The following is a 12,303-nucleotide window of genomic DNA, read 5'->3' on the forward strand; positions in this document are numbered from 1 at the left end:
ATCGCACGGCGGGCGGTCCTCCGAGGGGAGGGCCGCCCGTTTCGTGTTCCGCCCTACTTGGCGAAGGTCTGCAGGACGAAGTCCTTGTCCGCGACGCAAGCCAGGGTCGATTTGTCCCAGGAGCAGGTGTCCGAGCGGGTGTCGGCGAGCGATCCGAGCGGGACGGCGTCGTCGCCGATGTGCCGGCCGTAGAGCGCGGTCTCCCCGGGCGAACGGCTGAGCGGCTTGGAGAACTCGAGGATGTTGCCGCCGTCCAGCCGCGCCGCCTCGCCGGTGTGCGTCCAAACCTTCTTGCCGGCCGGGTCGAGCAGCGTCATCTCCGAGTTGGTCGTGGTGACCAGCACGGATTCGCCGACCGGCACGATGGTGTCGACGTTCGGCAGCGGGTAGTCCCACACCTGCCCGCCGTCGGCCACGTCGAGCGCCACGACGGTGGCGGTCTTGCCGTCGTAGCCGACCTCCTCGTCGAAGCAGACCCGGTCGTCACCGCAGGGCGCGACGTACTTCATCTGGCTGTTCGGCGTCTGCACGGTATAGAGGACCCGCGGCTGCGTGCTGCCGAACTTGCCGAGGTCGTGGGCGACGATCTGCTTGTCGTCCGGTTGCAGCACGATGAGGCGTCCGTTGTGCGCGATCATCGCGTCGTCCGGCTCGGCCACGTTCTGCCGCGTGGCCAGGACCTTGCCGGTGTCGGCGTCGATGACCCGGGCCGACTTGTCGGCGGCGATCTGCACGATGCGCCGGTCGTCGGTGAGGTCGGGCTGGTACGGGCGGCCGAAGACGGTGGCCGGCCCGTCCAGGTCGGCGGGCGTGGTCACCGCGAGCACGGTGGTGTCGGCCGGGTAGGTGAGCTTCGGGTCGTCCAGCGACCAGCGCTGCTTGCCGTCGGAGAGCCGCAGGCCGACCAGCTTGCGCCCGGCCCGGTCGGCGACGACGGCGGTGTCGCCGGCGAAAAGCACCAGGTCCTGGCTGCCGATGCTGCGATCCCACAGCACCGACCCGCCGTCGGCGCCGAGCACCACAACCCGCCGGCTGCTGGTGTCGGAGTTCGTCTCGCTGAAGAGTGCGATGCCGACCGGCAGCGCGACCATCGACTTCCAGCCACCCTTGGCACTGCCCGGCACGTAGTTGCTCCACAGCGGTTTCGTGCCGCCCACCCGCACCGCGACGACGCCAACCGTCCCGGCCGAGCTGTCGGAGCTGGCAAAGTAGACCCGATCCCCGAGGATCTCCGCGTCCGACCAGTCCGAGCTGACCGGCGCGAGGGCCGGGATCCGGGTGGGCTCGCTGAGCGGCCGATAGCCGATGGCCCGGTCGCCGGCCCACAAATACCAGGCCAGGGCGGTGCCGGCGGCAAGCATGAGAGTGACGGCCGCGGCGATTAACGCGTACGAGCTTTTCCGGAGTCCCCGGCGCGCAGGGGCCGCATCGGGGGTGGTCGCGCCCGGGACCCAGCCGCCGGGCTGAGCGTGCGGGCCCGGGCCATGCGGACCCGGACGGGCGTGCGAACCGGCATCGTGCTGACCCGGGCGGGCGATGCGCTGCTGGTGGGGTGGTGCCCAGCCGCCGCCGTGCTGATACCCGCCGGTTTGGTGGACGCCGTTTTGCTGGCTGCCCGGCTGTGGGTAGCCGCCGTTCCGACCGCCGGATTGTTGCTGCACGCCTGGCTGGTGGGCGCCGAACGGTGGCGGTGAGGTCGCTCCCGGGTGCGGCGCCGAGACCGGGCCGGACGGCGACGCGGAGACCGGGCCGGGTGGCGACGGGGAGACCGAGCCGGGTGGCGACGGGGAGACCGAGCCGGGTGGCGGCGCCGAGATGGGGCCGGGCGGTGGTGAGACGGGGGTCATGGGCGGCGGCGCGATGTGGCCCGCGGCGGCAAGGGCGGCCGCCTCGCCGGTGGCCCAGGGGTCGACGGGCTCGGACTTGAGCCGCTCGTCGGTGACCTCCTCGGGCGGTGTGCGCAAGGCCGGGGGAACCAGCTCGGACTGGAATGCCGCCGCTGGAGCCGGCACCGGAGTCGGCGGCTCCGGGACGGGTGCCGGCTCCGCCCGGGTGTCGGTGATCGGCGGCGTGGCGTCGGGCAGCGTCGGCGGGTGGGACGTCGGCGAGCCCGACGCGGTGGGCTCCGGCGTCGCCGAGCCGCCCGCGCCGGCGGGGCCACCGGAAGCGGGGGCAGCCGACGGCGTGACTGCCGACGGTGCGGCTGCTGTCGCGTAGCTGGCCGCGAGGATGGCGCCCTCGGCGACCGGGAGCTCGGGCTGCTCCAGCACGGTCGGGGCGATGCCCAGCTCGGCGTGCAGCCGCCGGGCCACCAGCGGAACCCGCGACGAGCCGCCCACCAGGAACAAGCCGGCCAGGTCGGACGGGCGCAGGCCGGCCGCGTCGAGCACCGCGGCGGCCTCGGCCACGCCGCGGCGCACCAGCGGGTCGATCGCGGCCTCGAGCTCGTCGCGGGTCAGGTGCACCGCGTGCTCGACCCCGGGCACCGGGACCGGGGCGAACGAGCCGCGGGACAGCATCTCCTTGGCGCCGCGCACGTCCTCCCAGAACTGGCGGCGGGCGCGCCAAGCGGCGAGCGTGGCCGGTTGGGTGAGTCGCTGCCACGCCTCGGGCTCGGCCCCGGCCAGCGTCTTGCCCAGGTGCTCGACGAGCGCCGCGTCGAGATCGAGACCGCCGAGGTCGTCGGCGCCACCCGAGGCGGTCACCGAGAAGCTGGGGCGGCCGCCCTCGCCGGGGCCGTCGTTGCGCACCACGGCCACGTCGAGCGTGCCGCCGCCGAAGTCGAAGACCGCGAGCGACGCCCCGGACGGCACCGGGCGGCGCAGCACCCCGGCGAAGTATCGCGCGGCGGCGACCGGCTCGGCGACCAACCGCGCGCCGGGCGGCCACCCGGCTTTGCCGAGCGCCTCGGTGAGCACCGCGCGGCGGGGAGCGCCCCACGCCGCCGGATAGGTCAGGATGGCCGCCGGCAGCTGGCCGGCCGTGGCGACCGCCTCGCGGGCGACCGCGTCCAGCAGGGCGGCGAAGAGGTCGGCGACCCCGATCGTGGTATCGCCGAGCTGCACCGAGCCGGCGTCGACGTGGCGCTTGGGGTTGGGCTCGAGCCGGCCGGGCTCGGCCTGGCCGAGGCGCAGCGCGTCGGCGCCGACGTGCAGGCGGCCGGTCGCGTCGAGATAGACCGCCGAAGGCAGCAGCGGTTTGCCGTCGAACAGCAGCGGCCGGGTGCGCCCGTCGGGGTGGCGCAGCATGGCGACCGTGTGCGAGGTGCCCAGGTCGACACCGAGCACGAAGCCGTGGATCTCGGTCACGCTGGCGTCCTTCCGGTCACGCGGCCCTTCAGCTGCCCGCCTCGGCCCCGTCATGCTACGACCCGCCTACGACACTCCCGTGCCCGGTGCGGGCCGCACTCCGGCCGCCGGCGCGGGCCGCAGGCCGTCGAAGACGATCGACAGGGTGCGGCGCTGCAGCGCGGGCGGCCACCCGCCACGCAACGCACCCTGGCAGACGGCGACGAGCAGCGCCATCACCTCGTCGGCTTCGATCTCCGGACTGACCTCGCCCCGCTCCCGCGCGCGGGCGAGCAGCCCGGCCACGACCTCCCGGAACCGGGCGATCGCCTCGTCCACCTCCAGCCCGGGGAGCAGGTCGATCACCGAGCGCTTGGCGGCGGCCTCGGCGACCAGCGCGGTGAAGACGCCGAACAGCGTGGCGTCCGGGGCGGCCATCCGCTCGGCCAGCCCGGCCAGCGTGTCCTTCATGATCGCGGCGAGCAGGTCGGCCTTGGTCGGGAAGTGCCGGAAGATCGTGCCGATCGCGACCCCGGCCTCGGCCGCGACCTGCTCGGTGGAGGCGGCCGCGCCCTGCTCGGCGAAGACCCGCGTGGCGACCTCCAGGATCTTCGCGCGGTTGCGGACGGCGTCGGCGCGTGGCGACATGGCAGCTCCGTTGACAAAGTGAGTCGAGACTCATAATTTACCTGAGTCGTGACTCATCTTAGGAGGCGTCATGGAACCGCGCGAGGTGTTCGAGAGGGCGATGCGACCGGAGGCTCTGACCGGCGAGGTGACCGGGGACCATCTGGCCGACGACGTCGTGGTCGAGTGGCCGTTCGCCGCGCCCGGCCGCCCGCGCCGGATCGAGGGAAAGTCCGCGTTCCTGGCGATGGCCGCCGCGGCTCGCGAGGCGATGCCGTTCCGCATCGACCGGTGCTCGGTCGGCGCCGTGCACGAGACCTCCGACCCCGAGGTCATCGTGGTGGAGTACACGCTGGGCGGCGTGCGGCTCGCGACCGGCGAGCGCGGCGCGACCGACCTGATCTGCGTGCTCCGGGTCCGCGACGGCAAGGTCGTCCACTGGCGGGAGTATCAGGACACCCAGGCGATCGCCCAGGCGATGGGAGCATGACCCGGCCGTGATAATCGCTGCCTAAAGTGCTCCGCATGCGGATCGAACGGATCTTGAGCTCCGACGCGGTGGCAGCGGCGGCGGACCTCTTCGATGCGCCGCCGATCCCGGCGGCGACCGAGCGATTTCTCGCGCACCCCGGGCATCATCTGCTTTTCGCGTACGACGAAAGCGGTCGTGCCGTGGGCATGATCTCGGGTGTGGAGATGATCCATCCCGACAAGGGCACCGAGATGTTCATCTACGAGCTCGGTGTCGCACCGGCCGCCCGCCTCCAGGGCATCGGGGCGCGGCTCGTGGCCGAGCTCGCCGCGATCGCCCGCCGCAACGGCTGCTACGGCATGTGGGTCGGCACCGAGGTCGACAACGACGCGGCCCTGGCCACGTACCGCCGCGCCGGCGCCACCGACGAGGCGCCGTTCCGGCTGCTCAACTGGGATCTGATCGACGGAGGGATCGATGTCTGAGCAGCGCGAGCGGCGTTTCCTCACGCCGATGGTGGGCCGGTCGTCCGACGAGCAGTTCCGCGTCTCCACCCCACTCGAGCTCTTTTTCGACCTCTGTTTCGTGGTGGCCGTCGCCCAGGCCGCCGCGCCCCTGCACCACAGCATCGCCGAGCACCACGTGCTGCACGGTCTCCGCGGCTTCCTGATGGTCTTCTTCGCCATCTGGTGGGCCTGGATGAACTTCACCTGGTTCGCCTCGGCCTACGACACCGACGACGACGTCTACCGGATCACCACGTTCGTCCAGATCGCCGGCGCGCTGGTGCTCGCGGCCGGGGTGAGCCCGGCGTTCGAGGAGAGCGACTTCCGGGTCATCACCATCGGGTACGTGGTGATGCGGCTCGCCCTGGTCTTCCAATGGCTGCGCGCCGCCCGGTCCGACCCGCGGCGCAGGGCCACCGCGCTGCGCTACGCCATCGGCGTGGGCGCCCTCCAGGTGTTCTGGCTGCTGCGCCTGGCCGTGCCCGAGTCGTGGCCGGTCGTACCCGTCTTTGTCCTGCTCGTCATCCTCGAGCTGGCGGTGCCGATCTGGGCCGAGCGCGCGCCCGGCGGCCCGACCACCTACCACCCGCACCACGTCACCGAGCGGTACGGCCTGTTCACCATCATCGTGCTCGGCGAGTCGGTCGCGGCCGCCACCGTCGCCTTCCGCGGCGCGCTCGACGAGGGCGAGCACGTGGCCGGGCTGATCCAACTGGCCGTGTCCGGCCTGGTGGTCGTCTTCGGCCTCTGGTGGCTGTACTTCGATCGCTCGGCCCACCACCTGCTCAGCTCGCTGCGCGCCTCGATGCTGTGGGGCTACGGCCACTACTTCATCTTCGCGTCGGCCGCCGCGGTTGGCGCCGGCCTGGGCGTCTCGATCGACCACGTGACCCACCACGCCGAGATCTCCTCGGTGCTGGCCGGCTACGCGATCGCCGTACCGGTCGCGGTCTACCTGTTCTTCGTCTGGTTGCTGCACATCCGCCCGCACCAGAGCGGCCCGATGCTGGCAGCCTTCCCGGTCGCCGCGGTGCTGGCCCTGCTGACCCCACTGGCCCCGGCCACGCTGGAGCTGCTGGCCGTCCTGCTGACCGTTCTGGTCGCCATCAACGTGACGCTTGGCCGCCGCGTCCCCGACCGGGTCGGCTAACGTGCGGTCATGGCCTGGTGGTGGCGGACGCTGATCGGCGTCGCCGCGGCGCTGCTGATCGTCTGGCTCGCGCTCCTGATCGCCCTGCTGGTCGCCAAGCCCGGTCGCGCGCAGCTGAGGGAGGCGCTGCGGCTCCTGCCCGACCTGCTGCGGCTGCTGAGCCGGCTCGCCGCCGACCGCAGCCTGCCGCGCGGCGTGCGGGTACGCCTCGGGCTGCTGCTCGCCTACCTGGCGGTCCCGTTCGACCTGATCCCGGACTTCATCCCGGTCCTCGGCCACGCCGACGACGCCATCATCGTGGTCGCCGTCCTGCGCTCCACCGTCCGCCGCGCCGGCCTCGACGCCGTCCGCCGGCATTGGCCCGGCACCGACGAGGGCTTCGCGGCACTGAGCCGCCTGACCGGCCTCCCACCGGCCGCGGACGCCGCCGGACGCTGAGCGTCCCCCGCTGTGGTTGCGGCGGACGCTCATAGAACGCAGAATGCCCGCCGGTTGCGGCGGGCATTCTGCGTGGTTCTCTTAGCGATACTGCTCGTCGACGCCCGCGACCGGGCGGCCGCCGGGTGAGAACGCCCGGCGAGCCGACGCGTCGTTGTCGACGGGCTCCTCGTGCAAGCGCGGGTCGGCGGGGCTCGCGGCGGGCTTGTGCTGGGCGGGCTTCTGCTGGGCAGGCTTGTGCTGGGCCGGCTTCTGCCCGGCGGCGGCCGGCTTGTTCTGCTGGGCCGCCGGCAGTTGCACGCCGGCGCCGGCGGGGTTGGTCAGGCCCCCTGGGTTGATCAAGCCAACCGGGTTGGCCAGCCCGACCGGGTTGGCGACACCGGCGGGGTTGGTGCCGGTCAGGTTGGTGCCGGTTGGGTTGGCCGCGCCGGCGGTGGTGGCACCAGGGTTGGTCGCGCCGGTGGTGGCGGCACCCGGGTCGGCCGCACTGGAGTTCGCACCGGTGGTGGCGGCACCGAGGTCGGCGGCACCGGCATTGGCGGCGGCGCCCGGGTTGGCGGCGGTCTGGCCGAACGTCGGCGGCGTCGTGGCCGCGGCGCCCGGGACGATGGCGATGCCACCCGCCGGCAGGCTCCCGGTGTCCGGTCCGTTGCCGGCCGCGGGCCGCCCGTTCACCGGCAGCAGCCCGCCCAGCCCGCCGAGCAGCGGCATCCCGCCGTCGAAGGTCTCGGCCTGGCGCGGCGTCGGCCACCGCATCGCGCCGGACAGGTCGCCGTCCGGCAGCAGCCCGGCGAACCACGCGCGGAACAACCGCATGTTGGCCACCGACGTCTGCGGCATGTTGAGGTTCCGCACGCCCAGCCGGTCGCCGAGCCGGTGCGGCCGGCCGACCACGTCGGCGGCCGGCAGGACCCCGTCGGGCCGGGTGTCCTGAGTGGACTCGCCCGGCAGCACCGGGTTGAGGTCGGGCGTGTTCTGCCCGGCCTTGAACTGGAGCACCGGCGTCGAACCCACCGGCGTGGCGCCCATCGTGCTGTAGCGGAGCGGGTTCTCCACGTTGATCCCGTTGCTCTGACCGAGGATTCGGGCTAGTTGCTCGTCCGCCTGCTGCTCGGCTGTTCCGGTTCCGGGCAGCAGGTCGGCCTGCGCGGGCCCGGCGCCGCCGAACAGGAACACCCCGCTCGCGACCACGGCCCCGGCATACCACCACTTGCGCACTGATCTCCTCCTGGCAATTCGGGATTGCGGTAACTGTGCAAACTCGGACGAATAGCGTCGGAAGGGGCAACGAGCGGCCCCGCGAACGGGTTCCGGCTGGCTACGATCGCGGGCGTGGCGCTCGAACCGGCAAAAGAGATCCCGCGCCGGTCGCTGGTGTCCCGGCTGCGCGACCGCACCGGCGACGACCGGCCGCACTATCTGGTGTGCGGCGCCGACGCTCTGGTCTGGACACTCGCCGAGGAGCTGATCAGTTCCGGCCGCCCGCTGCGCCTCACCGTGATCGTCCCGCCCGATCTGCGGCCCGACGTGCCCGGATTCGACGATCTGCAGGCCCGGGGCGTACGCGTCATCACCGCCGCCCGCCTCGACGAGCCCACCTTCCGCGACGCCGGTCTGGCCGGCGCCGCCGCGCTCGCCCTAGTTATGCCGGACGATATGGTCAATTTGCATGCGGCGTTGTGTGCCCGCGCGGTCGAGGGCGATCTGCGTCTCGTGATCCGCATGTTCACCACCGGTCTCGCACAAGGTGTGCGCCGTCTGTTCACCGACTGCGCCGTGCTTTCCGATGCCGGGATGGCTGCGCCCGCGTTCGTCGCCTCGGCCCTCGGCGGCGTCGCGCCCACCCATTTCCGGTATGCCGGCCGCACGCTCTACGTCGCCCGCCGCGGCGAGGTGGCCGAGAGCTCGGTGGTGCTCACGCTGACCGCCCCGGCCGGCGAGGCGGAGATCGCGGTGCTGCCGGCCGAGCCCGGTCCCGGCGAGCGGATCCCGAGCGACCTGGTGCTGGCCGAGGCGGTGGGCCGCTCGGCCGGCGAGGACGCGGCCACCCGCCGGCTGGCCCGCGCGGGCCGGCGGTATCGTCCCTGGCTGTCGCTGCGCCGCGTGCTGCGCGTCGGGGTGACCCGCAAGCTGCTGATCCCGGTGCTCATCGCCCTGGTGGTGATGGTGGCCGCCGGTGCGGTCCTGGCCGGCCGCACCGGCGTGCACGGCTTCTGGGAGTCGGTCTACCTGACGCTGCTCACCGTGGTCGGCTCGTCCGATGTGGAGCCCGACCGCAACCCGGTGGCGCAGGCCGCCCAGGTCGTGCTCACCATCGCCGGCGTCGCGCTGATCCCGTTGATCACCGCGGCGATCGTCGACGGGGTGGTCAAGGCCCGGCTGGCCCGCGACCGCGGCGAGGTGCTCGGCCTGCACGCCGACCACGTGGTGCTGGTCGGCCTCGGCAACGTCGGCACCCGGGTGCTGCGCCAGCTCGACGACCTCGGCATCGACGTGGTGGCGATCGACCGCGCGCCGGACGCGCGCGGCGCCCGGGTCGCCGACGAGCTGGGCGTGCCGCTGATCGTCGGCGACGCGTCCCGCGAAGAGATCCTGCGGGCCGCCTCGATCGACACGTGCCGGGCGCTGCTCGTGCTCTCCACCGACGACGCGGTCAACCTGCAGGCCGCGCTGCACGCCCGGGCCGCCCGCCCGGACATCCGGCTGGTGCTGCGCCTGTTCGACGACGACTTCGCCCGCCGGGTCGGCGACGCCTTCAACATCAACATCTCGCGCAGCGTCTCCCGGCTGTGCGCGCCGATCTTCGCGGCCGCGATGCTCGACCGCGAGGTGCTGGCGACGATCCCGGTCGACCGGCACGCGGTGCTCGTGGCGACGGTGCAGGTGCTGGCCGGGTCGGCCCTGGACGGCGCGCCGCTGGCCAGCCTCGACCGCCCGCGGAGCGCCCGGGTGATCAGCATGCGGGCGGCCGGCGAGGAGTGGGTCGACTGGTCGCCCGACCGGCGGCGGGTGCTGGCGGCCGGTGACGAGGTCGTGGTGGTGGCCCGCCGGGCCGGCCTGCGGGCCCTCCTCCAGGAGGCGACCCCGGCGCTAGAGTCCGCCGGCCAGTGAGCTGACCTCGACGCCCAGGATGGCCTGCTCATCGGGCTTGCGGGACAGGACGTCGGCCAGGTACGACTGCACCGCCGCCGCCATGCCGACGTCGCGGCCGGCTTTTTCCGACATCAGCCACTTGTGCTGGATGACCTGGGTGAAGATCTCCTGTGGCTCGAGCTTGCGGCGCATGCCGGCCGGCACCGCCCGCACCACCGGCTCGAAGACCTCGGTGAGCCAGCGGTGCGCGGCCTGCTGCTCGTCGGTCAGGTCGCTCTCCGCCCGGTACGTGTCCAGGTCGTTGAGCAGCTGACGCGCCTGGTTCTCCTCGGCGTCGAGGCCGGTCAGGCGCAGCAGGCGGCGGGTGTGATAGCCGGCGTCGACCACCTTCGGGCGTACCCGATAGCCCTCGTCCACCGTGGACATGTCCACCTCGGCGACGTCGAAGCCGAGCTCGTTGAGCCGCCGGATCCGGCGCTCGATGTCGTGCCGCGCGGCCGGCCGCGCGACCTTCTGTTCGTAGGTGACCTCGTGCCACAGCCGCTCGTAGCGGGCCACGATGTCGTCGACCACCATCTCCGGGTCGATCGACTCGTGCAGCAGCTCGGCGGCCTGCAGGTCGAGGCACTCGCCGAAGATGTTCAGCCGCGCGATCTCGATGTCCTCGCTGCGCTGGCCCTCGGAGAGCTTCGGGTAGAGGTTGCCGGTCTCGGCGTCCACCAGGTACGCCGCGAACGCGCCCGCGTCCCGCCGGAACAGCGTGTTGGACAGCGAGCAGTCGCCCCAGGAGAAGCCGGTCAGGTGCATCCGGACGATCAGCGCGACCAGCGCGTCGAGCAGCCGGTTGAGCGTCTCGGGGCGGAGCACGTGGGAGAAGAGCGCGCGGTACGGCAGCGAGAACTGCAGGTGCCGGGTGATCAGGATGGTCTCGAGCGGCTCGCCGTTCGCGTCGTGCCGGTCGGTGACGGTCGCGACCGCCTCGACCGCGGGGAAGTCGATCCGCTCGAGCGCGCGCAGGAGGTCGTACTCCTTTTCGGCGATCCGCTCGCGGGTCTCCTTCAGGGCGTAGACCGTCTCGTTGAGCTTGACGAACCGGACGATGTGCCGGGAGATGCCCTGCGGCAGGGCGACCAGGTGATCGGCCGGCCACTCCTCGAGCGGGACGCCCCACGGCAGGTCCAGCAGCGCCGGGTCGATGAGGGCGGACGTGATGCGCACCGACTAAGTGTGCCCGTCTCGGCCGCGCGTCGTGGGCGCGGGTGTCTCGTTACACAAGTGCGAGAACGCCGGAATAGCACATATGTCCCCTGGTATGACGTGAATGGCGGTTGAGGATGCGACGGAAGTCAGGCTTAGCCCTCGGGGCGTGCGCGGCCCTGGCGCTGGCCGGGGTGGCCGGCGCGACGGCGTGGCCGACCGCGAAGGGCCCGGTCGGCACCTGGCACGAGGCGCCTGCTGTCACCCGTACGCAAGTAGCCGCTGAACAGCAACGACTGGCCGGACCACCGACCTCCGCGGCGCCGCAGGCAGCCGCCGGCCAGACGGTCTCACCCGCCGCGACCGCCGGCCCGGCCACCGCGACCCCGGACCGGACCGAGAAGGGCCGGCAGCGGCCGCTCGAGTCCGCCGTCGCGGCCGACGGCCGGCAGCGCGTCGGCGAGCTGCTCCGCGTCGACCGGCTGCTCGGATACCTGGGCCGGGGGCCGCGGAAGGAGACCTTCCGCTACCCCGGCGCCTCCTACGTCAAGCTGCATTTCCGCAAGATGGCGATGCTGCCCGGCGACTATCTCACCGTCTCCAGCCCGGACGGCAAGGAGTCCTACCGGTACGACGCGCCGAAGCTGCTCGAGACCGGCGCGGTGGACAAGTGGGCGATGTCGGTCACCGGCGACACCGCGGTGGTCGAGATGCATCGCACCGCCGACGCCCTGGGCCTCGGCGCGGTGCTCGGCCGGCTCGGCGTCGACATCGACAAGGTGGCCCGCGGCTTCAGCCGTACCGAGCAGGCCCGGCAGCCCGACGAGCAGCTCACCGCGCCGGGGAGCACCGGACGCGAGGAGTCGGTCTGCGGCAGCGACACCTCGGCCGACGCGGTCTGCTACCGCTCGGCCGACCCGGTCGCCTACACCAAGTCCAAGGCGATCGCCCGGCTGCTGATCAACGGAACCGAGCTGTGCACCGGCTGGCGGGTCGGCCCCAACAACCGCATGCTCACCAACAACCACTGCTTCACCACGTCGAGCGAGGCCTACGACACCGAGGTCTGGTTCAACTACCAGTGCGCGAGCTGCGGCGGGTACGACGTCTTCCGGCCCACCAAGGTCTGGGGGGAGAAGGTGCTCTCCACCGACCACGTGTACGACTACACGCTGTTCAGCGTCGGCGACTTCAACGCCGTGAAGAAGTTCGGGTACCTCCTGCTCGACTCCACCCGCCCGGCCAAGAACCAGGAGCTCTACGTGCCGCAGCACCCGGCCGGCGAGCCCACCCGGATCGCCGGCTCGCTGGGCGAGCGGGCCGGCAACTGCTCCGTGGCGGACCCGAGCTACACCGGGTACGCCGCGAACTCCGACGTCGCGTACTACTGCGACACCGAGGGCGGGTCGTCCGGCTCGCCGGTGCTGTCCCGCGCCACCAACCGGGTCGTCGCCCTGCACCACTTCGGCGGCTGCCCCAACTCGGGGGTGCGCGGCGACCTGCTGGCGAGCCGGTTGCGCGCGTACCTCTAAC

10 protein-coding genes are annotated in these 12,303 nt (G+C 72.8%); 6 read left to right on the plus strand and 4 right to left on the minus strand.

Annotation, left to right across the window (positions count from 1 at the left end; translation table 11 throughout):
• Positions 1-53: 53 nt before the first annotated feature.
• A complete protein-coding gene (locus ACFQS1_RS07750) occupies positions 54-3,308 on the minus strand; it encodes an Hsp70 family protein (protein ID WP_378965499.1) in 3,255 nt (1,084 codons plus the stop codon).
• Between the two features lie 66 nt (positions 3,309-3,374).
• The gene (locus ACFQS1_RS07755) at positions 3,375-3,935 is read right to left on the minus strand and encodes a TetR/AcrR family transcriptional regulator (protein ID WP_378965501.1); all 561 of its coding nucleotides are present in this window, start codon (positions 3,933-3,935) and stop codon (positions 3,375-3,377) included.
• 70 nt (positions 3,936-4,005) lie between these two features.
• Here ACFQS1_RS07755 and ACFQS1_RS07760 point away from each other — a divergent pair, with 70 nt between their 5' ends.
• The 4 genes from ACFQS1_RS07760 to ACFQS1_RS07775 are packed head-to-tail and all read left to right on the plus strand — an operon-like array spanning position 4,006 to position 6,480.
• Positions 4,006-4,404, plus strand: coding sequence for a nuclear transport factor 2 family protein (locus ACFQS1_RS07760; RefSeq protein WP_378965502.1), 399 nt, complete (start codon positions 4,006-4,008; stop codon positions 4,402-4,404).
• A 35-nt stretch (positions 4,405-4,439) separates the two neighbouring features.
• The gene (locus ACFQS1_RS07765; RefSeq protein WP_378965503.1) at positions 4,440-4,871 is read left to right on the plus strand and encodes a GNAT family N-acetyltransferase; all 432 of its coding nucleotides are present in this window, start codon (positions 4,440-4,442) and stop codon (positions 4,869-4,871) included.
• On the plus strand, positions 4,864-6,042 hold the full coding sequence (locus tag ACFQS1_RS07770; protein ID WP_378965505.1) for a low temperature requirement protein A: 1,179 nt from the start codon (positions 4,864-4,866) through the stop codon (positions 6,040-6,042). Before ACFQS1_RS07765 ends, ACFQS1_RS07770 begins: the two co-directional genes overlap by 8 nt.
• Positions 6,043-6,051: 9 nt before the next feature.
• Positions 6,052-6,480, plus strand: a complete 429-nt coding sequence (locus ACFQS1_RS07775) for a YkvA family protein (protein WP_378965507.1) — start codon at positions 6,052-6,054, stop codon at positions 6,478-6,480.
• 81 nt (positions 6,481-6,561) lie between these two features.
• Here the strand turns inward: ACFQS1_RS07775 and ACFQS1_RS07780 are convergent, their stop codons facing one another.
• Positions 6,562-7,698: a hypothetical protein gene (locus ACFQS1_RS07780; protein WP_378965508.1), complete on the minus strand. Its 1,137-nt coding sequence runs from the start codon at positions 7,696-7,698 to the stop codon at positions 6,562-6,564.
• 114 nt (positions 7,699-7,812) lie between these two features.
• Between ACFQS1_RS07780 and ACFQS1_RS07785 the strand changes: the two genes are divergently transcribed.
• Positions 7,813-9,591: a potassium channel family protein gene (locus ACFQS1_RS07785; RefSeq protein WP_378965509.1), complete on the plus strand. Its 1,779-nt coding sequence runs from the start codon at positions 7,813-7,815 to the stop codon at positions 9,589-9,591.
• On the opposite strand, the gene ACFQS1_RS07790 is transcribed toward ACFQS1_RS07785, so the two are convergent.
• Positions 9,571-10,791 carry a DUF4032 domain-containing protein gene (locus ACFQS1_RS07790; protein WP_378965511.1) on the minus strand — a complete coding sequence of 407 codons (1,221 nt, stop codon included), beginning with the start codon at positions 10,789-10,791 and terminating at the stop codon, positions 9,571-9,573. The genes ACFQS1_RS07785 and ACFQS1_RS07790 overlap by 21 nt on opposite strands.
• Before the next feature lie 116 nt (positions 10,792-10,907).
• On the opposite strand from ACFQS1_RS07790, the gene ACFQS1_RS07795 reads away from it, so the two are divergent.
• Positions 10,908-12,302, plus strand: coding sequence for a trypsin-like serine peptidase (locus tag ACFQS1_RS07795; RefSeq protein WP_378965512.1), 1,395 nt, complete (start codon positions 10,908-10,910; stop codon positions 12,300-12,302).
• The last annotated feature ends 1 nt before the right edge of the window (position 12,303 follow it).

It is taken from the genome of Paractinoplanes rhizophilus, assembly GCF_042664765.1.
Lineage (GTDB): Bacteria > Actinomycetota > Actinomycetes > Mycobacteriales > Micromonosporaceae > Actinoplanes > Actinoplanes rhizophilus.